Source organism: Nitratireductor sp. ZSWI3, assembly GCF_024655565.1.
In the GTDB taxonomy this organism is placed as follows: Bacteria; Pseudomonadota; Alphaproteobacteria; order Rhizobiales; family Rhizobiaceae; genus Nitratireductor.
Genome location: NZ_JANKOF010000079.1, coordinates 1 through 23153, shown reverse-complemented (window position 1 = coordinate 23153; position 23153 = coordinate 1). Strand labels below are relative to the sequence as shown.

Annotated in this window: 24 protein-coding genes and 1 pseudogene; 10 read left to right on the top strand and 15 right to left on the bottom strand. The window is 64.4% G+C overall.

Going from position 1 to position 23153, the window contains the following annotated elements; all coding sequences use genetic code 11:
- From NUU27_RS19420 to NUU27_RS19380, 9 genes and pseudogenes are all read right to left on the bottom strand, one after another.
- Positions 1–198: pseudogene (locus NUU27_RS19420) on the bottom strand (flagella basal body P-ring formation protein FlgA); the annotation flags it as partial.
- Between the two features lie 5 nt (positions 199–203).
- Positions 204–992 carry a flagellar basal-body rod protein FlgG gene (gene flgG, locus NUU27_RS19415; protein ID WP_257763828.1) on the bottom strand — a complete coding sequence of 263 codons (789 nt, stop codon included), beginning with the start codon at positions 990–992 and terminating at the stop codon, positions 204–206.
- Positions 993–1004: 12 nt separating this feature from the next.
- The gene (locus NUU27_RS19410) at positions 1005–1313 is read right to left on the bottom strand and encodes a flagellar hook-basal body complex protein FliE (RefSeq protein ID WP_257763827.1); all 309 of its coding nucleotides are present in this window, start codon (positions 1311–1313) and stop codon (positions 1005–1007) included.
- Positions 1310–1729 carry a flagellar basal body rod protein FlgC gene (gene flgC / locus NUU27_RS19405; protein WP_257763825.1) on the bottom strand — a complete coding sequence of 140 codons (420 nt, stop codon included), beginning with the start codon at positions 1727–1729 and terminating at the stop codon, positions 1310–1312. The genes NUU27_RS19410 and flgC overlap by 4 nt, the downstream gene beginning before the upstream one ends.
- A gap of 2 nt (positions 1730–1731) precedes the next feature.
- On the bottom strand, positions 1732–2112 hold the full coding sequence (flgB, locus tag NUU27_RS19400) for a flagellar basal body rod protein FlgB (RefSeq protein ID WP_257763823.1): 381 nt from the start codon (positions 2110–2112) through the stop codon (positions 1732–1734).
- 77 nt (positions 2113–2189) lie between these two features.
- On the bottom strand, positions 2190–2819 hold the full coding sequence (locus NUU27_RS19395) for a hypothetical protein (RefSeq protein WP_257763822.1): 630 nt from the start codon (positions 2817–2819) through the stop codon (positions 2190–2192).
- Positions 2816–4162 (bottom strand): flagellar protein export ATPase FliI, encoded by a 1347-nt coding sequence (fliI, locus tag NUU27_RS19390; protein ID WP_257763821.1) that lies wholly within the window; start codon positions 4160–4162, stop codon positions 2816–2818. The genes NUU27_RS19395 and fliI overlap by 4 nt, the downstream gene beginning before the upstream one ends.
- Complete coding sequence (gene flgF, locus NUU27_RS19385; RefSeq protein WP_257763820.1) at positions 4159–4875, bottom strand: flagellar basal-body rod protein FlgF; 717 nt, start codon at positions 4873–4875, stop codon at positions 4159–4161. Before flgF ends, fliI begins: the two co-directional genes overlap by 4 nt.
- Positions 4876–4884: 9 nt before the next feature.
- Positions 4885–6006 (bottom strand): DUF1217 domain-containing protein, encoded by a 1122-nt coding sequence (locus tag NUU27_RS19380; RefSeq protein ID WP_257763818.1) that lies wholly within the window; start codon positions 6004–6006, stop codon positions 4885–4887.
- A gap of 143 nt (positions 6007–6149) precedes the next feature.
- Between NUU27_RS19380 and motA the strand changes: the two genes are divergently transcribed.
- From motA to NUU27_RS19350, 6 genes are read left to right on the top strand one after another with little or no spacing between them, the layout of a single operon-like run.
- The gene (gene motA / locus NUU27_RS19375; protein WP_257763817.1) at positions 6150–7028 is read left to right on the top strand and encodes a flagellar motor stator protein MotA; all 879 of its coding nucleotides are present in this window, start codon (positions 6150–6152) and stop codon (positions 7026–7028) included.
- 31 nt (positions 7029–7059) lie between these two features.
- Positions 7060–7998 carry a FliM/FliN family flagellar motor switch protein gene (locus tag NUU27_RS19370; RefSeq protein WP_257763816.1) on the top strand — a complete coding sequence of 313 codons (939 nt, stop codon included), beginning with the start codon at positions 7060–7062 and terminating at the stop codon, positions 7996–7998.
- Positions 7999–8026: 28 nt separating this feature from the next.
- Entirely contained in the window at positions 8027–8398 is a 372-nt protein-coding gene (gene fliN / locus NUU27_RS19365; RefSeq protein WP_257763815.1) for a flagellar motor switch protein FliN, read from the top strand.
- A gap of 37 nt (positions 8399–8435) precedes the next feature.
- Complete coding sequence (locus NUU27_RS19360) at positions 8436–9443, top strand: FliG C-terminal domain-containing protein (RefSeq protein WP_257763814.1); 1008 nt, start codon at positions 8436–8438, stop codon at positions 9441–9443.
- A gap of 13 nt (positions 9444–9456) precedes the next feature.
- Positions 9457–10527 carry a flagellar biosynthesis protein FlhB gene (flhB, locus tag NUU27_RS19355; RefSeq protein WP_257763813.1) on the top strand — a complete coding sequence of 357 codons (1071 nt, stop codon included), beginning with the start codon at positions 9457–9459 and terminating at the stop codon, positions 10525–10527.
- A 17-nt stretch (positions 10528–10544) separates the two neighbouring features.
- Entirely contained in the window at positions 10545–10985 is a 441-nt protein-coding gene (locus tag NUU27_RS19350; protein WP_257763812.1) for a hypothetical protein, read from the top strand.
- Between the two features lie 57 nt (positions 10986–11042).
- Here the strand turns inward: NUU27_RS19350 and NUU27_RS19345 are convergent, their stop codons facing one another.
- The 5 genes from NUU27_RS19345 to NUU27_RS19325 all read right to left on the bottom strand — a co-directional run bounded on the left by NUU27_RS19345 (position 11043) and on the right by NUU27_RS19325 (position 17559).
- Positions 11043–12131, bottom strand: a complete 1089-nt coding sequence (locus tag NUU27_RS19345) for an ABC transporter ATP-binding protein (RefSeq protein WP_257763811.1) — start codon at positions 12129–12131, stop codon at positions 11043–11045.
- Entirely contained in the window at positions 12128–13816 is a 1689-nt protein-coding gene (locus NUU27_RS19340; protein ID WP_257763810.1) for an alpha-glucosidase family protein, read from the bottom strand. Before NUU27_RS19340 ends, NUU27_RS19345 begins: the two co-directional genes overlap by 4 nt.
- A gap of 8 nt (positions 13817–13824) precedes the next feature.
- Positions 13825–14958, bottom strand: a complete 1134-nt coding sequence (locus tag NUU27_RS19335; RefSeq protein WP_257763809.1) for a carbohydrate ABC transporter permease — start codon at positions 14956–14958, stop codon at positions 13825–13827.
- On the bottom strand, positions 14955–15941 hold the full coding sequence (locus NUU27_RS19330; RefSeq protein WP_257763829.1) for a carbohydrate ABC transporter permease: 987 nt from the start codon (positions 15939–15941) through the stop codon (positions 14955–14957). Before NUU27_RS19330 ends, NUU27_RS19335 begins: the two co-directional genes overlap by 4 nt.
- A gap of 262 nt (positions 15942–16203) precedes the next feature.
- Positions 16204–17559 (bottom strand): ABC transporter substrate-binding protein, encoded by a 1356-nt coding sequence (locus NUU27_RS19325; RefSeq protein ID WP_257763807.1) that lies wholly within the window; start codon positions 17557–17559, stop codon positions 16204–16206.
- 283 nt (positions 17560–17842) lie between these two features.
- On the opposite strand from NUU27_RS19325, the gene NUU27_RS19320 reads away from it, so the two are divergent.
- Together NUU27_RS19320 and NUU27_RS19315 are read left to right on the top strand one after the other, a co-directional pair.
- Positions 17843–18901, top strand: a complete 1059-nt coding sequence (locus NUU27_RS19320; protein ID WP_257763806.1) for a LacI family DNA-binding transcriptional regulator — start codon at positions 17843–17845, stop codon at positions 18899–18901.
- Positions 18902–18937: 36 nt separating this feature from the next.
- Positions 18938–20293, top strand: a complete 1356-nt coding sequence (locus NUU27_RS19315; RefSeq protein WP_257763805.1) for a GH1 family beta-glucosidase — start codon at positions 18938–18940, stop codon at positions 20291–20293.
- On the opposite strand, the gene NUU27_RS19310 is transcribed toward NUU27_RS19315, so the two are convergent.
- Positions 20290–21072 carry an SDR family oxidoreductase gene (locus NUU27_RS19310; protein WP_257763803.1) on the bottom strand — a complete coding sequence of 261 codons (783 nt, stop codon included), beginning with the start codon at positions 21070–21072 and terminating at the stop codon, positions 20290–20292. The two genes, NUU27_RS19315 and NUU27_RS19310, sit on opposite strands and share 4 nt — an antisense overlap.
- Positions 21073–21372: 300 nt before the next feature.
- Here NUU27_RS19310 and NUU27_RS19305 point away from each other — a divergent pair, with 300 nt between their 5' ends.
- Together NUU27_RS19305 and NUU27_RS19300 are read left to right on the top strand one after the other, a co-directional pair.
- Positions 21373–22986, top strand: a complete 1614-nt coding sequence (locus NUU27_RS19305; protein WP_257763802.1) for a glucan biosynthesis protein — start codon at positions 21373–21375, stop codon at positions 22984–22986.
- Positions 22970–23128, top strand: coding sequence for a hypothetical protein (locus NUU27_RS19300; protein ID WP_257763801.1), 159 nt, complete (start codon positions 22970–22972; stop codon positions 23126–23128). Before NUU27_RS19305 ends, NUU27_RS19300 begins: the two co-directional genes overlap by 17 nt.
- The last annotated feature ends 25 nt before the right edge of the window (positions 23129–23153 follow it).

Genomic DNA, 23153 nt, shown 5'->3' with positions numbered 1-23153 from the left:
CGCGCGGGCGACCGCCGCGCCGTCGCGCGGCGGCCGGCGCAGGACGATCTCGTTCAGTGTGTCGGAGTTGATCGTCTCGCCCGGATAGATGACGCGGGTCGGCACCACCGCCCGCTCCTCGGCGCCGGCATCGGGCGTCGGGAGGAGAAGCACCGCAAGCGCGAAGGCAGGCGCGAGGAGGGCGGGGTGCCGTTTCACTGTTTCTACCGTATCGATTGGGTCACGGTGGCGGCCATTTCGTCGGCCGCCCGAATGACCTTGGAATTCATTTCATAGGCGCGCTGGGCGGAAATCAGTTCGGTGATTTCCTTGACCGGATCGACATTGGAGCCTTCGAGGTAGCCCTGCTCGACGGTGGCGAAACCGGGATCGCCGGGAACGCCCTGGATCGCGGCGCCGGACGCGGCGGTTTCGCGGAACAGATTGTCGCCGATCGGTGCAAGGCCCGCTTCGTTGGCGAAGTTGGCCAGCGTCAGCTGCCCGAGATTCTGCAACTCCACCTGGCCGTCGATCCGCGCGAAGACCTGGCCGGTCTTGTTGATGACGATTTCCACCGCATCCTCCGGGACGACGATCGCCGGCGACACCGTATAGCCCTCGGTGGTCACGAGCTGACCCGTGGCGTTGGTGTTGAAGGCCCCGGCGCGTGTGTAGAGCGGTTCGCCGTCCGTGCCCTCGATCTCGAACCAGCCCTTGCCGACCAGTGCCACGTCGAGCTTGTTGCCGGTGTTGGTCAGCGGACCCTGGATGTGCAGGTTGCGCACGGCCGCCGCCTGCACGCCGAGGCCGACATTGGCACCTTCCGGAACGATGGCCTGGTTGGCGCGGCTCGGCACGCCCTGCAGCCGCTCGGTCTGGTAGAGCAGGTCGGAGAATTCGGCGCGGGCACGCTTGAACCCCGTCGTGTTGATGTTGGCGATGTTGTTGGCGATCACCTCGAGGTTGAGCTGCTGGGCGCTCATGCCGGTGGCCGCGATCGACAGGGCTTTCATCGGTCGGTCTCCTTAGATGGCCATGCGGCTGATTTCGAGATAGGCGGTGACGAGCTTGTCGCGCACGGCGATCGCCGCCTGAAGAGCCTGCTCGGCGCTCATCACCGCATCGACCACCTCGCGTGCGTCGGCCTCTCCCTGAAGCGCCTTCAGCGAAACGGTTTCCGCATGTCCGAGCCTGGCCATCGTGTTCGCGGCGGCCTCGCCGAGCATGGCACTGAAGGCCTCGCCAGTCTCCGATGTCGCGGCTTGGCGGGCCGGCTGCACGGCCGCCGGGCCGGCGAGGGTGGAAGGGGCGATCGCGCCGACTGGAGGAATCATGACTGGCTCCGCATCAGGTCAATGGTCATGGAAATCAGTTCGCGTGCCTGCTTGATGACCTGCAGGTTGGCTTCGTAGCCGCGATTGGCCTCGCGCATATCGGCCATTTCGATCAGCACGTTGACGTTGGGCAGCTTCACGTAGCCCTGCTCATCCGCCGCTTCGTGGCCGGGATCGTATTCGATCGTGAAGGCGGAAGGATCGTTTGCGACGGAACCGACCTCGACGATGCTGCCCCCGATCTCGCGGTCAAGCTCGGCAACGAAGCTGATGGTCTTGCGCCGATAGGGATCGCCGCCCGGCACCTCGCTGGTCGACCTGGCGTTGGCCAGGTTCTCCGAGACGACCTGCATGCGCTCGGACTGCGCCTGCAGGCCGGATGCGGCGACTTTCAGGGAGGCGGAAAGAGGATCCATCACTATCCCCTCGACGTGTTCATGAGCATGCGGTGGAACGCCTTGACGATGGCGGTGTTCAATTCGAACGAACGGCGCACCTCGCCGGCGCTGACCAGTTCTTTCTCGATGCTGACGGTGTTCTCGGACGGCAGCACGGTGGGATCGTCGGTGCTGTCGACTGCGAAGGATGCGTTGGTCGCGCCGATCCTCATGTGATTGTCGGCCGTGCTCCGCAGGGCGACGCGCGTCCCCTTCAGCACGTTCTCGAAAGGCTCGATCTCGAGCGCCTTGTAACCGGGCGTGTTGACGTTGGCGACGTTGCTGGCGACCGTCGTCTGCCGGACGGAAAGCCACTTCGCCTGCTGGGTGGCGAGATCGAACAGGTTGACGGGCTGTACCACGGGGTCTCTCTGTCTATCCGGACGTGTTTGAGCCTCACCTTAAGCGGCCAGTCTTGTGCGGGCCTTGCGTCTTCCCGCTATCTTGCAGCCATGGCGATCACCGCGTCGCGCGTGGTGACGATCTCCCACGTGCCTTGCCGGCGCTGGATGCGCGCCACCCGGCTGCCGTCGGGCAGCCATGACCCGCGCTGCACGATCCAGTATCCGTCCTCATCCTCGATCATGGCCCGGCCGTTGGCCGCGTCGACCAGCCGGAAGCTCCTGAAGTCGCCGGGATAGGGCTGGTCTTCCAGCGCCTTTGCAGGTTCGCTGCCGACGGTGCCCGTTGCGCCGTAGTCGAGCTCCGGGAACTCGATGATGCGCTGGGGAATGCGCATTCCGACAAGCTCGGGAAGGCGCATCCCCGGCGAGCCGCCGGTTGCCGGTCTTCCCTCGAAGGTGAGCGGCCGCACGCCGAATTCGTCCTGATTGAAGAAGATGTACCAGGGAAAGAGGGCGCAGACGGTGGCAAGACCGATGCCGCCGATCATGATCACCCAATCCCCGCTGCCGCTCGGAGGCTTCTGGGTCTTCGGCTTTGCCGCACGGAAAGGAAGGAGGCTCCTGCGGTGCGGCGCGCGTTCGGCGGCGCTGCCGGGCATCCTGGTTTCGGTCGTTTCCGTCAAGCTGCCGTCCGGCAGTTCGAGGCTTGCGAGCTTCTCGGTCATGCGACGGGCTCTCCGGCTCTCAGCTTGATCGCCAGATCGGCGAAGGGGTCGGCCGACGGGCGATCACCAGGCGCTTGCTTGAGGACGTCGTAGATCAGCGGCACCTGGCGCACGGCCTGGTCGAGCTCCGGGTCGACGCCAGCCTGGTAGGCGCCCAGAAGGCGGATGTCGCGCGTGTCCTCGTAGCGGGCGAGCATGGCGCGAAGGCGCAGGACAAGCCGCTTCTGGTCGGCCGACCAGGCGCGGTCGGCGAGGCGCGAGATCGAGGATAGCGGGTTCACCGGCGGATAACGTCCCTGTTCGGCGATCGACCGGTCGAGCACCACATGCCCGTCGAGAATGCCGCGCACCGCGTCGGCGACGGGGTCGTTGTGATCGTCGCCGTCGACCAGAACCGACAGGATTGCGGTGATGGAGCCACATCCGCTCTCGCCGGGGCCGGCGCGCTCGAGCAGCCGGGGCAGTTCGGTGAAAACCGAAGCGGGATAGCCCCGGGCGACGGGCGGTTCGCCGGCGCCGATCGCCACCTCGCGCAGCGCATGGGCAAAGCGGGTGATGGAATCGAGGATCAGCAGCACCTTGTCGCCGCGGTCGCGGAAATATTCGGCGATGCGCATCGCCGTGTCCGGGGCGCGGCGGCGCATCATGGCGCTCTCGTCGCTGGTCGCCACCACGGCAACCGACTTGGCCATGCCAGCCTGCCCGATCGTGTCTTCCAGGAATTCCCGCACTTCGCGCCCGCGCTCGCCGACGAGTGCGATCACCACCGTGTCGAAGGCGTCGGCATTGGCGAGCATCGACAGAAGCGTCGATTTGCCGACGCCGGAGCCTGCGAAAATGCCGAGGCGCTGTCCGTGGCAGAGCGGCGTGAAGATGTCGATGACCCGAACGCCGGTCATGAAGCTTTCGGAAACCCGTTGCCGCTGCATCGCGGGCGGTGTGGCGGACGGGGTGGCCATCGCCGCAGGGCCGGCAGCGGGCGCCGGTTTGGAATCCGCCGGCCGGCCGAGCGCATCGACCACACGGCCGCGCCAGTCCGGCCCGGGCGCGAGATGCACCGGTCCACGGTTGAAGACCGCCTGCCCGAGCCCGATGGCGCCGGCATCGTCGAACGGTGCCACCAGGACGCTGTCCGGCATGATGCGCACCACTTCGCCCGATCCGGCGCCACGTCTGCTGCGGGACGACACCAGATCGCCCAGTCTCGCCGTCCGCGAGAGCCCGTCGACGCGGTAGTGGGTTGGCGAAACCTCGCTGACACGTCCGCCATGGCTGACGAGGAAACGATCGTCGCAGGCGATGCGGCGATAAGCGTGCTCCAGCGCGTTCAACACCGTCGTCATGCGCCGAGCAGCTTGATCGCGTCTTTAAGGGCGGTGTCGCTGTCGCTCATCAGGGCCGTCACCTGCTCGAAGGTGCGCTGCACCTGGATCAGACTCATCATCTGATGAACGGCGTTGACATTCGACTCCTCGACGAACCCTTGCGCGACGCCGATATCCGGCTGATCGACGACCGGCTGAGCGTCGGGCGCGACGAAGCCCGAATTGCCGAAACGGGCATGGTCCGGCGGCGGGGAGAAGGCATAGAGGCCGATGGCGCCCGCCAGCCGGTCGCCCTGGCGCAGGGTTCCGTCGGCCGCCACTTCGGGCGGGCCGCCCAGCGGGTCGAGCAGCAGCGGCGCGCCGCCGGCATCGAGCGCGGGATATCCGTCGATGCTCACCAATTCGCCCGTCTCGCGCATGGTGAAGCGTCCGTCGCGGGTCACGACGGTGCCGGCGGGCGTGTCGAGGGCGAACCACGCATCGCCCCGGATGGCGAAATCGAAGGGATTCTTCGTCTCCCGCAGACCGCCCGCATTGACATCGACCGAGGGTGCGCCGGGAGTCACGAAGGAGACCGAATCCGGCCCGGTTCCGTTGACGATGTCCTGAAAGTTGACGGATGCTGCGCGAAAGCCCGCGGTTCCGGCATTGGCCACGTTGTCGGCAAGCGTGGCCAGTCGTCTTTCGAGCGCGACCTGGGAGGACAGGGCTACGTAAAGTCCGGTCTGCATGAAACGTCGCTACCTCTTCAGTTGCGCAATGGTGAAAAGCATGTCGGTCGAAATGCCGTATTCCGTCGGCTGGCTGAAAAGCGCGGCGATGGAGGTCTGCTGCGGGTTGGAGGGGTTCTCCAGCTCCCACAGGGTGGTGAAGCGCGTCAGGAACGCCTGGAGCTTTTCGGGATCCTGGAAATCGGTGAGATCGATCCGGTCCTTGATCATCTCGACCTGCTTGTCGATATCGGCCTGCGCGAGCGCCTCGGGGAAGCCGAGCGCCGTCCGCACGACGCGGCTCAGCGCCTTGTCGGCAAGGATCTCGTAATAGGAGCGCAGCTCGGGGCCCTTGCGCTGGAAATAGAGCGCGAGGCGGACGCCCTCGTTCTGTTCGCCGGCATCCTCCTCCAGCGTCTGGCGCAGATATTTGTCGATCGTCGGCGCCTGCGTGACGTTGTAGGTGGTGGCATCCTCGCCGTAGCGCGCGAAGTTGAAGCTCTCGGCGAGCGCCGCGAAGCGCTTGTCCTCCATCCGGTTGGCCGGGCTTTCAGGGTCGTCGATGCCGCCTTCGAGCACTTGTTTGAGCACCTGCTTGTCGATCACCTCGTCCGTGAAGCCATGTGCCAGCATGGCGACGGTGAGCAGCCGGTTGTCGGCCAGCAGATCGTCCGCGGACTTCACTTGCGGGATTTTCGCCAGATAGTGGTTGATGTCGGCGAGGAGCTGCTCGTCGTTCGGGCTGGTGCCGTTGCGGATGGCAAAGGTGATGTATTTGTCGATCGTGCCCTTCTGCGCGGGATTGTAGGTGGTGGTCGACGCGCCGCCGGCGACGAAATTGTAGGTGCGGGCGAACTCCACATAGCGCTTGTCGGTGAGCTTGTTGGCGAAGCTCTCCGGATCGCTGATGCCTTCCTCCAGGACCTTGACCATGAAGGCCTTGGCGTAGGCCATGTCCTCTAGCCCGTGCGCCTTCATCGCATAGCGGAACAGGCGGTCGTCGGCCACGAACTCCTCGATCGAAGTCACGTTGCCGATATTGGCCAGATAATATTCGGTCTCGCGCTGCACCATCGGCTGCGACTGGACGCGCTCGAGCGAACGCGACAAGTCGCGGTTGATCAGGTTGAAGCTCAGGAATGTGTTGATCAAGGCGCGCCCTCCGCCACCGTTCGTAACGGCAGACTAGGCGAGCAGTCTTGCGCGAGGCTTTCGGCCGTCATGCGCCCATTCAAGCCTCACACAAGGCACGGCGGTTAGGAGAGGGGAAAGGCCAAACGAAAGCGACGGGTTAGATGGGCATTCTTGTCGGACTGGTGGTGACGCTCGGCTGCGTGATCGGCGGCTTCATGGCGATGGGCGGGCATGTGGACGTGCTGATCCAGCCATGGGAAGCGGTGATCATCTGCGGCGCGGCGTTCGGTACGTTCCTCGTGGCGAATCCCATGTCGACGGTGAAGGACACGGGCAAGGCATGCCTGGAAGCCTTCAAGGGGGCCGTGCCGAAGGAAACGGAATATCTCGAAACGCTCGGCGTCCTGCACAGCCTGATGCGTGAGCTGCGTACCAAGTCGCGCAGCGAGGTCGAGGCGCATATCGACAATCCGGAAGAGTCGGCGATCTTCCAGACCTATCCCACCATTCTCAAGAACCGCGACCTGATGAACTTCATCTGTGACTACTGCCGCATCATCATCATCGGCAATGCGCGGCCTTTCGAGATCGAGGCGCTGATGGACGAGGAAATCCAGACCATCCGCCGCGACAAGCTGAAGTCGTACCATGCCCTGATCTCGGTGTCGGAAGGCCTGCCTGCGCTGGGCATCGTGGCTGCGGTGCTCGGTGTCATCAAGGCCATGGGGGCGCTCGACCAGTCACCGGAAATCCTGGGCGCCCTGGTGGGTGCGGCGCTCGTCGGCACCTTCCTCGGCATCTTCATGTCCTATGCGGTGGTCGGCCCGATCGCGACCAAGATCAAGATCGTCCGCGAGAAGAAGAACAGGCTTTACGTGATCGTCAAGCAAACGTTGCTCGCCTATATGAACGGCTCGCTTCCGCAGGTGGCGCTCGAATTCGGCCGCAAGACCATCTCCGCGTATGACCGCCCGTCGATCGACGCGGTCGAGCAGAGCACCATGAGCCCCGGCGGCGTTGCCGACAGGCAGGCGGCGTGATGCGCCGGCCGGCGTGGAGAGGCGGTCGGTCATGGCGCTGACGGAAAATCCGGAACTGATGCGCGCGCTCGTCGTCGAGCGCCTGGTGGGAGCCACGGGCGACCCGCGCCGCGTTTCGGAAGCGGCGCGCGCCTGCGCCCTGCGGGCGCTGCCGCAGATCCTGGAGGCGTTTACCGACCGGCTTCCCGTTCCGGTCGCGGTGGACGTTCTCGATATCGAGATCGTCCGCCTTGCAGAACTGAAACCGAGCGCGGATTGCTGCGACGCGCTGGTGGTCGTCCCCTCGGAAGCTTCCGGCGATGCATTGAGCATGCGGCTCGATCCGCGGGCGATCTCCGTGCTCGTCAGCGCCATGTTTGGCGGCGATCCGGATCTGCCGGCGCCGCCGAGCGAGCGGCCACCCTCGGCCATCGAGTGCGACGTCGCAGCGATCGCCTTCGAGGTGTTCGCCAAGGCGCTCAACGGCACCGGTGCCCGTGCGCTCGGGCTGCGGATGCCGTTGCCGAAGCTGCTTTCCGGAGCCGACTTCCGCCGGTTCGTGGTGCGCGACGGGCCCGGCGTGCGGATCCGCTTCTCGCTCGGCGGGGAGGAGGGCGGCGGGGTGTTGACCGTATGGATGCCGCAGCGGCTGATCCTCGAAATGCGCGGCGCGCCGCAGCACGACAAGCGGGCGGAGAGCGCGCAGGCGAGCGACTGGACGCACCGCTTCAACGACGAGGTGCTGCGTTCGAACGTCAGCATAAAAGCGACCATCCCGCTGATGCGCATGGCGCTCGGCGATCTGGCGTCGCTCCACGAGGGGCAGGTCATCGAGTTCGGGGAGGGTGCGCAGTCCGAGGTGCGGCTGGCCGTGCGCGACAAGACGGTGTTCCTCTGCGATTTCGGAAAATCGGGAAACCACTACACGGTCCGCATCAAGCAACCGTTCGACGCCCGGCAGGATGTCGTCGATGGGCTCCTGGCACGTTGAGACAGGATACGCGGTGAAGGAGAACATCATGAGCAAAGCCGAATCCAAGCCGCAACAGAGCGGCGAGGGAGAGCTGGACAAAGCGATCGAAGAGCTGAAGGGCGTTCTGCATGAAGAAGCGCCGCGCGGCGGAGCAGTCAATCCCGACGACAATCGCGACCTGATCATGGGCATCCCCGTGGAGTTGCAGATCGTGCTGGGCACCGCGGAAATGCCCGTCTCGCAGCTGATGGCGCTGAAGAAGGATTCCACCGTGTCGCTCAACCGGCGCATCGGCGAGCCGGTCGAGATCGTCGTCAACGGCCGGCGCATCGCACGCGGCGAGATCACGCTGGTCGACGACGATCCGTCGCGCTTCGGCGTCCGGCTGACCGAGATCGCCGGCACCGGCGGCAAGTGACGGTAGGGCGAAGGCTCGGGCAGGGAGATTTTGGGCGATGACTGAACTGGTGGCTCTGACGCAGGCGCAGAAGGCGGCGGCGATCCTGGTGGCAATGGGCAAGCCCTCCGCCGGCCGGCTGCTGAAATTCTTCAAGCAGGAGGAATTGAAGGCTCTGATCGACGGCGCGCGGCTGCTGCGCACGATCCCCCAGGCGCAGCTCGAACGGGTGGTCTCCGAATTCGAATCCGAGTTCACCGAAGGTGCGGGCCTGGTCGATTCTGCCGACAGCATGGACACCATCCTCGCGGAGACCCTGTCGGAGGAGGAAGTCAACCTGTTGATGGGGCGCGGCGATCCCGCATCCGCCGAGGCGGAAGAGGTCTGGGCCGAGCTCGAGAAGATGGAGCCGGCGCGCCTGGTCGAGATCCTGTCCGGCGAACATCCCCAGGTCGTCGCGGTGATCCTTGCCAGCATCGCCCCGCCCATGGCGGCAAAGGTCCTGGTCACGCTCGACAGGTCGCTGCGTGCCGCAGTCCTGGGCCGCATGGCTTCGACAGGCGACATGCCGGCCCCGGCCAAGAAGCTGATCGAGAAGCGGTTGAGCGACCTTCTGCGCTCGATGCGCAGCGGCAGGGATTCGGCGGCCGGCCTCACCCGCGTCGCCAATCTGCTCAACGAGCTCGACAAGGCACAGGTCGACGAGGTGATCCACGAATTGGAGGTGGCCGGCACGAGCGACGTCGGCGCGATCCGCTCGCAGCTCTTCAGCTTCGAGGAGATCGTGCTGCTCCCGCAGAAGGCGCGGGTCGCCCTGTTCGACGGCCTGCCGAGCGACATGGTGACGCTCGCGCTGCGCAACGCCTCGCCGGACACGGTCGAGGCGGTCCTGTCCGCTCTCGGCCAGCGCACGCGCCGCATGATCGAGGCAGAGCTGAGCACGGGTGCGGAAGACATCCCGATGGACGAGATCCTGCAGGCGCGCCGGCGCATCTCCGCCACCGCCGTGCAGTTGTCCCAGAAGGGGACGTTCGAGCTGCCGGGCATGCAGCGGGCGGCTGCGTAGCTAGCCGACGTCGATGTCAGAGGGAGCCGACAAGGAAAGCAAGACCGAGGAAGCGACGGAAAAGAAGGTTCGCGATTCCGTCGAGAAGGGGCAATTGCCTTTCTCCAGGGAGGCGCCCGTCTTCGCTTCCTTCCTGGCGATGCTGGCCTTCGCGCTTTTCTTCGCGCAGGACAGCGCGGTCCGGCTCGGCAGCTTCCTGTCGATCTTCCTCGAGCGTGCCGACGGCTGGAAACTGGAAACCCAGGCGGATGCGGTCGCCATCTACCAGCTCGTCTTCATCGAGATCGCCAAGGTCGTCGGCATCCTGATGGTTCTGCTGGTCGCCGGCGGCATCTCCGCCTCCGTCCTGCAGAACACGCCGCGCCTCGTCATCGACCGCATCAGGCCGAAGCTGTCGCGGATCTCACTGAAGGAGGGATGGAGCCGCATCTTCGGGGTCAAGGGGTTCGTCGAGTTCGCCAAGTCGCTCGGCAAGCTCGTGGTGGCCGGCGGTTTCCTGATCTTCGCCATGCGGCAGGCGGAGACCCGCCTTCTGGCCGGCATGATCACCAATCCGGTGGAATTCACCAATGTCATCCGCAACATCGCCGTCGAGAGCCTGGTGGTGGTCACGCTGGTGGTCGCGGCGATCGCCGTTGCCGACCTCTTCTGGTCCCGCTTCCAGTGGCGGCGGGACCTGCGCATGACGCGCCAGGAGGTGAAGGACGAGCACAAGCAGGCGGAAGGCGACCCGATCGTGAAAGCGCGCCTGCGTTCGCTGGCGCGGGACCGGGCGCGCCAGCGCATGATGGCCGCGGTGCCGCGGGCGACGCTGGTGATCGCCAACCCGACGCATTTCGCGATCGCGCTTCGCTACCGGCGCGACGAGGACGCCGCCCCGGTCGTCGTCGCCAAGGGCCAGGATCTCGTGGCGTTGAAAATCCGCGAGATCGCCACCGCCAACAACATACCCGTGTTCGAGGAGCCGGCGCTTGCCCGCTCCATGTACAAACAAGTTTCGGTTGATAACCTCATTCCCACTCAGTTCTACAAGGCTGTGGCGGAGCTGATCCGCCGCATCTACCGGGCTGGGGAGGGTTCTTAGTTCAGCAGGGATACATTATGGACAGGCAACCGCATTCGCCTGCGCGAGAGATCATTGTCGCCGACGCCATCCGCGCGGTGGCGAACGAGCTTCGGCTTGTCGAAGTCTCGGACTATGTCGCCTTCATCCGCCTGGAGAGCATGGCCAGCATTGCCGACATCATCGAATCCGCTGCGGAACTCTACTTCATGCCTGGCACGTTGCGGCTCGGGCATGGCTGCGAAGCCCACGTCCACTGGACCGGCAATCCCCGCATTCTGCTCGATCTCGAACTGCGTCCGCGCGGCGCGACCATCTATTTCACCCTGGAACTGAGCGCCGACAACGCTGCCGTCGAGGTCAATTACGTGACGTTCGACGACCCCTCGGAGGATCCCGACGAGAATTCCCGCTATCTGGAACGGGCGCTGATGGCCTCGCGCATCGTCAGGACCGAGCGGCCGCTGATCACCGGCTGAACGGCTCGCCTCGGCGGATCAGGCCGGTTGCGCACGCCTTGGCCAGCTTTCACCTGCTCAAAGATAAAGAAGCGAGCGGCCCTCTTGCGTGAACAGGTGCATCCTTTCGGGCGAGGCGGTGACCCGCACGGTCTCGCCTTTCTGGTTGTGCTGCACGCCGGCCACCTTGATCACGATCGCCTCTTCCACGCCGTCGACGTCGAGGTAGATGTTGGTCACCTCGCCGAGGCGCTCGACGAAGTGGACCTTCCCCTCGAAGAGGTGATCCTTTCCATCGGCCAGGCGCAGATCTTCGGGACGGACGCCGAACTTGGCCGGTTTCCCGGCCAGCGCGTCCGGGGAGGCGATGGGCACTTCGGCCGATCGTCCGGCAAGGCTGATCGTGGTCGATGGTCCGGTCTTCTCGATCGTCGCCGGCAGGATGTTCATTGCAGGCGAGCCTATGAAGCGCGCCACGAACAGGTTGGCCGGCCGCTCGTAGAGTTCGATCGGTGCGCCGACCTGTTCGATATGCCCCGCCGACAGCACGACGATGCGGTCGGCGAGCGTCATCGCCTCCACCTGGTCGTGGGTCACGTAGATCATCGTCGTGTCGGGCATCGAGCTCTTGAGCTTGGCGATTTCGATGCGGGTGGCGACACGCAGGGCCGCGTCCAGGTTGGACAGCGGCTCATCGAACAGGAACACTTTCGGATTGCGCACGATGGCCCGCCCGATGGCGACGCGCTGGCGCTGGCCGCCCGAAAGCGCCTTCGGCAGCCGATCCAGATAGGGGGTGAGCTGCAGGATCTCGGCGGCCGCCCTGACGCGCTTTTCGATCTCGGCCTTCGGCGCCTTGGCGATCTTCATGCCGAAGGCCATGTTGTCGAAGACCGTCATGTGCGGGTAGAGCGCGTAGGATTGGAACACCATCGCGATGCCGCGCTGCGAGGGCGGGATGTCGTTCACGCGCTCGCCGCCGATGTGCATGTCGCCGCCGGTGATGCTCTCAAGGCCGGCGATCATGCGCAATAGTGTGGATTTCCCGCAGCCGGAGGGGCCGACGAAGACGACGAACTCTCCCTCCTGGATCTTCAGGTCGATGCCGTGAATGACCTTCGTCGCGCCGTAGCTCTTGTGGATGTCCTGCAGATTGAGAGCAGTCATGGTCGTCCCCCTTTTCTGGCGAACCAGCTCCCGTAGGGAGGGAGCTTGAGTGCGCCGTTCTCGACCCATCCGGCCGCGCCGGAATCGGCCATCGTCTCGTGGTTCTCGAGATTCAGTGACAGTTCGGCCGCCTGTTCGCTCATGTTGATGGCGACAAGGATCGTCGAGCCGGCGATGATGCGCTCGAACAGGAGCACGTTCTCGCCGCCGTCGAGGAACCTGATGTCGCCCTTGACCAGTTCGGCATGCCGGGCGCGGAAGGCCAGCATGTCGCGGTAATGCGCGAGAAGCGAGTCCCGTGCGGTCTGCGCCGACACGGCAAGGTGCAGGTGCTCCGGCGGCACCGGGAGCCAGGGCCTGCCGGCGCTGAAACCCGCATTCGGCTCGGTTTCCGACCAGACCATCGGGGTCCGGCATCCGTCGCGTCCCTTGAAGGTCGGCCAGAACTGGATGCCGTAGGGATCCTGCAGATCCCTCAGGTCCAGCACGGCCTCGGTCAGGCCCAGTTCCTCGCCCTGGTAGAGGCAAACGGAACCGCGCAGCGAGAGGATGAGCGTGGTCGTCATCTTCAGGAAGGCATCGCGGTCATGCACCTGGTCGGCCCAGCGGGAAGCATGGCGCACCACGTCATGGTTGGAGAAGCTCCAGCATGACCAGCCGTCCGGCGCCTTTTCCTGGAACGTCTCCATGACCGAACGCACCCGCATCGGCGACAGGGGCTCCTGCGACAGGAATTCGAACGAGTAGCACATGTGCACCTTGTCGCCGCCGCTCGTGTATTGGGCGACGATGTCCAGGCCACGCTGGGCATCGCCCACCTCGCCGACGGCGGTGGTGCCGGGATACTCGTCGAGGAGGGCGCGGAACCGCTTCAGGAACGCGATGTTTTCGGGCTGGTTCTTGTCGTAGAGATGTTCCTGAAAGTTGTAGGGATTGACCGCCGGCGCGATCTTCGCGTTGCGCTGGTCATGCTCGAGCGGCGGGTTGTCCTCGAGGCCGGCCGAGTGGAAGTAGAAGTTGATCGTGTCGAGCCGGAAGCCGTCGACCCCGCGGTCGAGCCAGAAGCGCACGGCGTCGAGCAACGCGTCCTGCACCTGCGGATTGTGGAAGTTCAGGTCCGGCTGGCTCGCCAGGAAATTGTGCAGGTAATATTGGCAGCGGCTGGTGTCCCACTGCCATGCCGAGCCGCCGAAGATCGATAGCCAGTTGTTGGGCGGATTGCCATCCGGTTTGGGATCCGCCCACACATACCAGTCGGCACGCGGATTGGTGCGGTTCTGGCGGCTCTCGACGAACCAGGGATGCCGGTCTGACGAGTGCGAGATCACCTGGTCGATCATCACCTTCAGGCCGAGGCGGTGCGCCTCGGTGATCATCGCGTCGAAATCGGCCAGCGAGCCGAACATCGGATCGACCTGCTTGTAGTCCGACACGTCGTAGCCGAAATCGAGCATCGGCGAGGTGAAGAACGGCGAGATCCAGATCGCGTCGACGCCCAGGGAGGCGATGTGGGGCAGGCGCTGGGTGATGCCTTTGAGATCGCCGATGCCGTCGCCGTCGGAATCCTGGAAGGAACGCGGATAGATCTGGTAGATCACCGCGCCACGCCACCAGTCCGGATCCTCCGCATGGCGGCTCATCGCTCCGGGGGCGTGTTCGAAGGGAGCATCGTGCAGGACATTCATGAGAGCGATCAGCCTCCTTTGACGGACCCGGCGAGCAGGCCGCGGACCAGATAACGTTGCATTGCGAAGAAAACGAGGATGGGGACGACGATGGCGATGAAGGCCGAGGCCGTCAGGATCTCCCAGTTGCCGCCGCGCGATCCGAGCAGCTCGCGCAGCCGGCCCGTCAGCACCAGCTGCTCCTCGTTGTTGCCGAGGAAGACCGTGGCGACCAGCAGATCGTTCCACACCCAGAGGAACTGGAAGATGGCGAAGGAGGCGAGTGCCGGGAAGGACAGGGGCAGGATGATCTTACGGAAGATCTCGAAGTCGGAGGCACCGTCGACCTTGGCGCTCTCGATGATCTCGCGCGGCAGGCCCGCCATGTAGTTGCGCAGCAGATAGATGGCGAGCGGCAGGCCGAAGCCCGTATGGGCGAGCCAGATGCCGATATAGGACTTGCCGATGCCGACGTCGTTGTAGAGCCTGAGGAGCGGGATCAGCGACATCTGCAGCGGCACGACCAGCAGGCCGACGATGGCCGCAAGCAGCAGGGCGCGGCCCGGAAACTCCATCCAGGCCAGCGCATAGGCCGCATAGGCGGCGATCAGGATCGGGATCACTGTGGCGGGGATCGTCACCGTCATCGTGTTGATGAAGCTCTTGCCCAAGCCCTCGGAGAACAGCACGTTCTCGTAGTTCTCGGTCGTGAATCTCGGCGGCTCGACCGAGGTCACGAAGATGCGCTGGCCGCGGCCCGCTTCGGGTTGGCGCGCATAGGCGATGGTGTAGTTGCCATCGGCATCGAGGGTCAGCGTCCCGCCGCCCTGCAGTTCGACCGTCGAGCCGACGTCGTAGGCCGACGGAGCGCGCGAGGATATGCCGAAGGCCGTCGCCTTGCCGCCGCCCTGGAAGACGTTGCCCTTCAGCACCCAGCGGTCGCCTTCCTGGCTCGCCTCTTCGGGCGGTGCTGCGCGGGCGACGACGTTTCGTTCGGCCGGGCCGAGTGCCGTCCACCAGCCGCTGAGGGCGAGCTGATCCTTGTCGCGGAGCGAGGAGACGAGGATGCCGAAGGTCGGCAGGGTCCACAGGGCCACGAGAAAGAGGACTGCGAGATGAACGGCCCAGGTGAGGGCCGGGCGGGTTCCGACGACCGTGCTCATTTCATGTCCTTCCGCGCTTCGCGAATGTTCCAGATCATGATCGGCGTCACCATGACCATGATGACGAGGGCGATGGTCGAGGCCCTGCCGAAATCGAGGCCACGGAACATCCAGTCGAACATGTAGTTGGCGAGCACCTGGCTGCCCCACTGGCCGTTGGTCATGGCCAGCACGATGTCGAACACCTTGAGGACCAGAATGGTGATCGTGGTCCACACCACGGCGATGGTGCCCCAGATCTGCGGCACCTTGATCTTGTAGAAGATCTGGAAGGGCGAGGCGCCATCGATGATCGCCGCCTCCACCGTTTCCTCGGGGATGCCGCGTAGGGCGGCCGACAGGATCACCATGGCAAAGCCGGTCTGGATCCAGATCAGGATGACCATCAGGAAGAAGTTGTTCCAGAAGGGCAGCGTGATCCAGGCCTGCGGCTCGCCGCCGAAGAAGGTCACGACCGCGTTCAAAAGGCCGATCTGCTCGGCGCCCTCGGCGCGATAGTCGTAGATGAACTTCCAGATGACGCTGGCGCCGACGAAAGAGATCGCCATCGGCATGAAGATCAGGCTCTTGGCGAGGTTGCCCCAGCCGATGCGGTCGGTCAGCGCGGCGGCGATCAGGCCGAAGAAGGTGGCCGCCGCCGGCACGACGAACAGCCACAGAATGTTGTTGCGCATGCTTTCCCGGAAGGCCGTGTCCCTGGCGAGCCAGGCATAGTTTGCGCCGCCGATCCAGCGGTTGCCGTCGGGGCCGTGGAAGCTCAGGATGATCGAGTTGATCACCGGATAGACGAGGTAGATGCCGAGGATCACCACCGCCGGGCCGAGAAACAGCCAGGGGCGGATGCCGTTCGCCTTGTTGATGTTGTCGGCGATGTTACGGCCGCGCGGCGGGTAAATCGTATCGAGGATGCGGTTGGAGCCCCAGAAATAGCCGAAGCAGGCGGCGACCCCCAGGATCATCACCAGAACGGCCTGGATCAGCATGATGTCGGGCAGGACGGTGTTCAGCGCGGCGAACACGGCCACCGCGCAGGCGACGCTGACGACAATGCCGGCGATCATAACGATCAGCGCTATGGCGAGGGTGATGAAGAAGCCTCCAGGGCCGGACGATCCGGCCGGTGAGGAGGTCGCAGTCGAGGAAATGGCCATGTCAGCCTCCCGGGGCATCGCCCCACAATCCGTTGTGGCTGGCCACCCCGCCACCGAGGAAGGGGGCAGGGCGGCAGCATTCATGGTCGGGATCTTACTTGATGGCGTCCCATTCCTTCTGGATGTCGGTTGCGACATCCTTGGCCGATTTGCCGCCGACATAGTCGATCATGCCGGTCCAGAAGGCGCCGGCGCCGATCCTGCCGGGCATCAGGTCGGAGCCGTCGAAGCGGAAGGTGGTGGCGCTGGTCAGGATTTCGCCCTGCTTTCTGAGCGGCTCGTTGGCATAGGCTTCGGGATTGGCACCCGTGAACGGCGTCAGGAAGCCGGCCTGAGCCATCCAGATCTCATGGGCGATCGGTGTCTTCAGGAACTCGATGAAGGCGCGTGCCACTTCCGAATCCTTGGTGATGGCGAACAGCGTTCCGGCACCCAGCACCGGTGTGCCGAGGTCCTTTTCCGCGTCGGCGGGGAAGTAGAAGAAGTCGGCATCACGGCCGAGCTGCGTTCCTTCGGGGAAGAACGAGGGGATGAAGGATGCCTGGTGGTGCAGATAGCATTTCGGCGGCGATGCGAAGAGGCCCTTGGGGCTGTCGCGGAAGTCGGTCGAAGCAACCGCGCCCGTGCCGCCGTCCACATAATCGTCGCTGCGGGCGAAATAGCCGAACTCCTCGATCGCCGCGACGACACGCTCGTCGTCGAAGGGGATCTCGTTCTTCACCCACTGGTCGTAGACCTCCGGCGGCTGCGTGCGCAGCATAAGGTCTTCGACCCAGTCCGTGGCCGGCCAGCCGGTGGCGCCGCCGGAGCCGAGGCCGATGCACCAGGGCGTCTCGCCGTCGGCCACGATCTGCTCCGAAAGCGCCTTCAGCTCTTCCATGGTCTGAGGCACCTCGTAGCCCGCATCCTCGAAATTTTCCGGGACGTACCAGACGAGTGACTTCACGTCGGCCTTGTAAGGAAAGGCGTAGAAGGATGTGGTGCCGTCCTTGCCCTCATAGCTGCCGAGATCGACCCAGGATTGGCCGGCCGCGTAGTTTTCCTTGATCCAGTCGGCGGTCTCGCTGCCGAGCGGCACGAGCAGGCCCTTGGAGGCAAGGTCGGCGGCAAGGCCCGGCTGTGGGAAGACTGCGACGTTCGGCGCGCTGCCGGCCTGCGTGTCGATGACGATCTGCTGCTCGAAGGAGTCCGAACCCGAATAGTTCACCTTGGCGCCGGTGGCTTCCTCGAAATAGGCGGTGACGGACTCGACCAGATCCTTGTCGGAGCTCAGCCACGGGCCGAAAAGGCTCATCTGCTGGCCGGAAAGGTCATGGGCCGCCTTGAAATCCTCGTAGCTCTTCCAGTTGAAGCGCTGATCCTCGCCCGGCGCGAACTTCAAATCGGCCGCATAGGCAGCCCCGCAGGAAAGCGCCAGCGCCATGGCGCCGACGATCATGGACGTCTTCATGAATTCCTCCACTGGCGACCCCCGGCCGCTCCTCCTCGACTTCTTCTGTTCCGCGCGCTTCACAATCCGGCGTAGCCTTTCAAAGCGCTTTGGATTTTTGCACCATCAATCTCCGGTCCTTCCGAGTCAAGGGTCGGTATCAAAAAATGGCGATTTTCTCCCAATTTGCTTCATTCCGGCGATTGTTTTCGGCTAAACACATCATTGAGAATCAATCTCTTGATCCTGCGGGCAGGATGTGACACCAATTTTTTAAAAGCGCTTTGAGTATGTAGGAGGCGTCTTGAACGCGCGCAAAACCGTCAACCTGAAAACCCTGTCGGAGACTCTGGGCCTGTCCCAGACGACGGTATCGCGCGCGCTGAACGGTTTTCCTGAAGTGGCCGAAAAGACGCGAGCCCGTGTGATCGAGGCGGCGCAGCGGCTCAACTATCGGCCCAGCCCGAGCGCCGCCAGCCTCGCCACAGGCAAATCGAGGCTGATCGGCCATGTGGTGTCGCTCTCCGAGCACATCATGATCAACCCGCACTTTGCCGATTTCATCGCCGGTGCGGGTGAGACCTATGCGCAGGCGGGTTACGATATCCTCCTGCGGCTGGCGCCGCTCGAGGAGCAGGTGCGCATCTATTCGAACCTGGCGCAGGACCAGCGGGTCGACGGCGTTGTCGTGCACGGGCCGCAGACGAGTGATTCCCGCATCGGAATCCTCAACTCGCTGGGGCTTCCGTTCGTCGTGCACGGCCGCTGCGACGAGGAGGGGTCGGATTATTCCTGGATGGATGTCAACAACCGGCGCGCCTTTCACCGGGCGGCGAAGTTCCTGCTCGACCTCGGACATCGCCGCATTGCCCTGGTCAACGGCCTCGAAGCCATGAATTTCGCGCATCGTCGGCGGCAGGGCTACGAGATCGCCCTGGAGGAGGCGGGGATAGCCGTCGATCCGGCTTTGCTCCACAGCGAGGACATGGTCGAGCCCTACGGCTACCGGGCGACGCGGGAGATGATGGACCTCGACGACCCGCCGACGGCGGTGCTGGTCGCCAGCGTTCTTCCGGCTCTCGGCGTCACCCGTGCCCTCAGCGATCTGGGGCTGCGTCCCGGTGACGACGTCTCGATCATCGCCTTCGACGACTGCCTGTCGTTCCTGCAGTCCGGCTACCGGGGCGGTGGCCGCGAAATCCCCTATTTCACCGCGATGCGCTCGTCCATTCGCGAGGCGGGAAAGCGCGTCGCGCAAATGCTGCTCGACAGGATCGAAAATCCCGACGCCCCCCTCGAGAGCGAGCTCTGGGAGGCCGATTTCGTGATCGGCCAGACCACGGCGCCGCCGCGCCGTCGCTGAAAGACAACTCTCTTCAACCAACCGGCAGGAGCCAACATGTCCGACAGGAAGCCTATGGACCTCGATCTTGCGCGTGCCGATTTTCCGCCCGGCTTCGTCTTCGGCGCGGCCACCTCCGGCTACCAGATCGAGGGCCGCCGCTTCGGGGGCTGCGGCCTCTCCCACTGGGACACCTTCGCGGCCACTCCCGGCAACACAGTGCGGGGCGAGGACGGAGCCACGGCCTGCGACCACTACCATCGCTGGCGGGAAGATCTCGACCTGGTGCGGGACGCGGGGCTTGATTGCTATCGCTTTTCCATTTCCTGGTCGCGCGTGCTGCCGGAGGGGCGTGGGGCACCCAATCCCGCCGGCCTCGATTTCTACGAACGGCTCGTCGACGGCATGCTGGAGCGGGGGCTGCAGCCCTTCGCTACGCTCTACCACTGGGATCTTCCGGTGCCGCTCGCCGATCTCGGCGGCTGGCGCAACCGCGACGTCGCCGACTGGTTCGCCGATTATACCGAGGTGATCATGAAGCGAATCGGCGATCGCCTGGAGACGGCCGCGACCATCAACGAACCCTGGTGCGTTTCCTGGCTCAGCCATTTTCTCGGAGAGCATGCGCCGGGCCTGCGCGATATCCGCGCCACCGCGCGCTCGATGCACCACGTGCTCCTGGCGCATGGCCGGGCGACCCAGGCGATGCGCTCGCTCGGCATGAAGAACCTGGGTCTTGTCACCAACTTCGAATATGCCTCACCGGCCGACGACAGTCCCGAAGCCGCTCGCGCGGCCAGGCTCTATGACGGCATCTACAATCGCTGGTTTCTCGGCGGCGTGTTCGACAAGGCCTATCCGCAGGACGTGCTGGAAGGGCTCGGCCCGCACATGCCTGAAGGCTACGAACAGGACTTCGACATCATCGGCACGCCGGTCGACTGGCTCGGCATCAATTATTACACGCGCAAGGTGATCGCCCCGGACGGCAGCGGGCAGTTTCCCGCCCTGAAGGAGGTCGAGGGGCCGCTGCCCAAGACGCAGATGAACTGGGAGATCTTCCCGGAAGGCCTCCACCACTTCATCACCTGGACGCATCGCCGCTACACGAAGGGCCTGCCGATCTACGTCACGGAAAACGGCATGGCATCGCCCGACACCTTGTCGGACGGGCGCGTGGACGATCCCGCGCGGATCGAATACCTCAACAGGCACCTGAAGGAAGTGCGGCGCGCCATCGACGAGGGCGCGCCGGTCAAGGGTTATATCGTCTGGTCGCTGCTCGACAATTACGAATGGTCGCTCGGCTACGAAAAGCGCTTCGGCCTGGTGCATGTCGATTTCGACACGTTGGAACGCACGCCCAAGGCTTCCTGGCATGCTCTTGGGCGGGCGCTCAAAGACAAGGGTTAGACGGACCGCGTGGCGCCGCCGTCGATCCGGATTTTCGTGCCGGTGACGTAGGAAGCGCGCTCGGAGGCGAGGAACACCGCAACATTGGCAAACTCTTCCGGCCGGCCATAGCGTCCCATCGGAATCGTCTCAGCCATGGCCGCGGACACGTCTTCGAGCTGCTTGCCCGAACGCTTTGCCGCAGCCGTGTCGAGCTCGACGACGCGTTGCGTGTGGATGCGGCCGGGCATTAGAACGTTCACCGTCACGCCATCCCTGGCGACTTCGCCCGCCAGCGTCTTCGACCAGCCGACGATGGCCGAACGGATGCCGTTCGACAGGGCGAGCACCGGAATCGGCTGCTCGACGCCGGAGGAGGTGACGGTCAGAACGCGGCCCCATTTGCGCGTGCGCATCGGCGGCAGCAGGCGCTGCGTGAGATGGAAGATGTTGGCCGCCATGGTCTCGAAATGGGCGAGCCAGTCATCGCGCTTGGCATCCAGCGCCGTCGAAGGGGGCGGGCCGCCGGTGTTGTTGACGAGAATGTCGACGCCGCCCTCGGCAAGAAGCTTGTCGGCAAGCGCATCGATGGCGGCAAGATCCGACAGATCGAGCGGCTCCAAGGTGACCTTGCCCGAGCCGGAGGGAAGCTTTCCGGCCCAGGCCGAGATCGCATCCTTGTTGCGGGCCGCCGCCGTCACGTGAACCCCTTCACGCGCCAGCCCTTCGGCGATCGCCGCGCCGAGGCCGCGACTGGCGCCAAGAACGAGCGCACGCTTTTCTTTCAGTCCAAGATCCATTGCATTTCCCCGGAAAGTTTTGCTGCCCGGGCCATTGGTTCACCCTGCGGCAGATTTCGGTGGTGAGACACTTCGACGCGAGGTGTCACAGACGATTGGGCACGATTCAAATGAGGATTGCAAGTCGCCCGCCGGCGCAGTAAAGCGGCGCGCCGCTCAGCGTGCCGTTTCTAAAGTTTGATGACAGGCGTTCTTCGAATGTTACGTGCAATGCCAAAACCTTACCGCAATTCGTGCGTTTGAAGTTGCACGCGTTTTAAAGCCGCTTTCTGCAACGTTTCTCGCATACGAGTTCCCTTGATGGACCGACGTTCCTTTATTGCTTCTTGCCTGACGGCGCCGCTGCTGGGCACCACCAGCCTCGTGGCGCTCTCTTCTTCCGCATATTCCCAGCAGACCGAGGCACCAACGCCCGAAGCCGGGCACGATGCCGGCGGTGACACACAGCCGTTTTCCTTCGATGGCCTGACGCAGGCCATGCGGGCGAAAGCGTCCGAGCCCTATAGTGCGCCCAAGGCCGAACTTCCCGAAGCGATCGCCGAGCTCACCTACGATGAGCACAGGGCGATCCGGTTCAGGCCCGACCACGCCTTGTGGCAGGGTGAGGCGCCTTTCGAGCTGCAGGCTTTCCACATGGGCTGGCTCTTCAAGGAGCCCGTGGGCCTTTATTCCGTCGAAGGCGGCACCGCGAAGCAAATCATCTTCACCGGGCGCGATTTCGAGTACCGCAAGCCGCTCGATCCGGCGCGGTTCGAAAACATCGTCATGAAAGGGGAGGCCGGCTTCCGCCTCCATTATCCGCTCAACGCCCCGGACGTGATGGACGAGCTGGTGTCGTTCCTGGGCGCCAGCTACTTCCGCGCGCTCGGCCGCGACACGCTCTACGGCCTTTCCGCGCGCGGCCTTGCCATCAACACGGCGACCACCAACGGGGAGGAATTCCCCCGTTTCAGCAACTTCTACATTGAGAAGCCGAACCGCCGCAGCAAGGAGATCACGGTCTACGCCGCGCTCGACAGCGAGAGCGTGACCGGCGCCTTCCGCTTCGTCATCGTGCCGGGCCAGAGCACGGTGATGACCGTGACCGCGCGCATCTTTGCCCGCAAGGACATCGAGCGGATCGGCATCGCGCCGATGACCTCGATGTTCCTCTTCGCCGAGAACAACGACAGCGCGTTCGACGATTACCGCGGCCGCGTGCACGACAGCGACGGCCTGAAGATCATCCGGCAGAGCGGCGACGAATTGTGGCGCAACCTGAACAACCCGGCCGAGCTTGCCATGTCGTTCTTCTCCGAGGAGAACCCGCAGGCGTTCGGGCTGTTCCAGCGCGACCGGGATTTCGCCCATTTCCAGGATGCCGGCGCCGGGTACGAGAGGCGCCCCTCGCTGCTCGTCGAACCGCTCGACAACTGGGGCAAGGGAACGATCACTCTCGTGGAGATCCCGACCAAGCTCGAGATCAACGACAACATCGTTGCCTTCTGGGTGCCGGAGAAGCAGGTCAAGGCAGGCGAGGAACTGGATCTGAGCTACCGCTTGACCTGGGGCGCCATCGAGGAGCCGACCGACCGCTTTGCCCGGGTCATGGCCTTGCGCAGCGGTCAGGGCGGCGTCTCCGGCACGGAGAACACGGACGGCCTGCGCAAGTTCGTGATCGATTTCGACGGCGAGGTCCTGCGGAACCTTTCTGCCGACTCGAACATTGAGGCGGTTGTGAATGTCGGCGGCGGTGACATCGTTCATTCGACGGTTTCCCGCATCGAAAGCAACGGAATGTGGCGCCTGGTGGTCGATCTGAAGCCGAACGGTGCCCGACCGGTTGAGATGAACGGTTATCTCAAGCTGGACGACAAGCGGCTGTCCGAAACCTGGAGCTACCAATGGAGAAAGACCGATGACGCGCGTTCTTGAGACGAGCACCCGGAAACTGGAGCTCGACGCTTTTGCGCTGCCGGTGGCTCCCATGGCGATGCCGGAGCAGGTGCTGGAGCGGCCTCGGCTGCGGGGCGCTCTGTTTGCGACGCTTCTGAAAAGGCTGGTGGTGCGATCCTGACAGATGGTTTCCATCTGTCAGGATC

Bases quoted from the DNA above. Each gene is read 5' to 3' on its own strand.
- flgG (WP_257763828.1), bottom strand. From the start codon at position 992: ATGAAAGCCCTGTCGATCGCGGCCACCGGCATGAGCGCCCAGCAGCTC.
- NUU27_RS19410 (WP_257763827.1), bottom strand. From the start codon at position 1,313: ATGATTCCTCCAGTCGGCGCGATCGCCCCTTCCACCCTCGCCGGCCCG.
- flgC (WP_257763825.1), bottom strand. From the start codon at position 1,729: ATGGATCCTCTTTCCGCCTCCCTGAAAGTCGCCGCATCCGGCCTGCAG.
- NUU27_RS19395 (WP_257763822.1), bottom strand. From the start codon at position 2,819: ATGACCGAGAAGCTCGCAAGCCTCGAACTGCCGGACGGCAGCTTGACG.
- fliI (WP_257763821.1), bottom strand. From the start codon at position 4,162: ATGACGACGGTGTTGAACGCGCTGGAGCACGCTTATCGCCGCATCGCC.
- flgF (WP_257763820.1), bottom strand. From the start codon at position 4,875: ATGCAGACCGGACTTTACGTAGCCCTGTCCTCCCAGGTCGCGCTCGAA.
- motA (WP_257763817.1), top strand. From the start codon at position 6,150: ATGGGCATTCTTGTCGGACTGGTGGTGACGCTCGGCTGCGTGATCGGC.
- NUU27_RS19370 (WP_257763816.1), top strand. From the start codon at position 7,060: ATGGCGCTGACGGAAAATCCGGAACTGATGCGCGCGCTCGTCGTCGAG.
- fliN (WP_257763815.1), top strand. From the start codon at position 8,027: ATGAGCAAAGCCGAATCCAAGCCGCAACAGAGCGGCGAGGGAGAGCTG.
- NUU27_RS19360 (WP_257763814.1), top strand. From the start codon at position 8,436: ATGACTGAACTGGTGGCTCTGACGCAGGCGCAGAAGGCGGCGGCGATC.
- flhB (WP_257763813.1), top strand. From the start codon at position 9,457: ATGTCAGAGGGAGCCGACAAGGAAAGCAAGACCGAGGAAGCGACGGAA.
- NUU27_RS19350 (WP_257763812.1), top strand. From the start codon at position 10,545: ATGGACAGGCAACCGCATTCGCCTGCGCGAGAGATCATTGTCGCCGAC.
- NUU27_RS19345 (WP_257763811.1), bottom strand. From the start codon at position 12,131: ATGACTGCTCTCAATCTGCAGGACATCCACAAGAGCTACGGCGCGACG.
- NUU27_RS19340 (WP_257763810.1), bottom strand. From the start codon at position 13,816: ATGAATGTCCTGCACGATGCTCCCTTCGAACACGCCCCCGGAGCGATG.
- NUU27_RS19335 (WP_257763809.1), bottom strand. From the start codon at position 14,958: ATGAGCACGGTCGTCGGAACCCGCCCGGCCCTCACCTGGGCCGTTCAT.
- NUU27_RS19330 (WP_257763829.1), bottom strand. From the start codon at position 15,941: ATGCTGATCCAGGCCGTTCTGGTGATGATCCTGGGGGTCGCCGCCTGC.
- NUU27_RS19325 (WP_257763807.1), bottom strand. From the start codon at position 17,559: ATGAAGACGTCCATGATCGTCGGCGCCATGGCGCTGGCGCTTTCCTGC.
- NUU27_RS19315 (WP_257763805.1), top strand. From the start codon at position 18,938: ATGTCCGACAGGAAGCCTATGGACCTCGATCTTGCGCGTGCCGATTTT.
- NUU27_RS19310 (WP_257763803.1), bottom strand. From the start codon at position 21,072: ATGGATCTTGGACTGAAAGAAAAGCGTGCGCTCGTTCTTGGCGCCAGT.
- NUU27_RS19305 (WP_257763802.1), top strand. From the start codon at position 21,373: ATGGACCGACGTTCCTTTATTGCTTCTTGCCTGACGGCGCCGCTGCTG.
- NUU27_RS19300 (WP_257763801.1), top strand. From the start codon at position 22,970: ATGACGCGCGTTCTTGAGACGAGCACCCGGAAACTGGAGCTCGACGCT.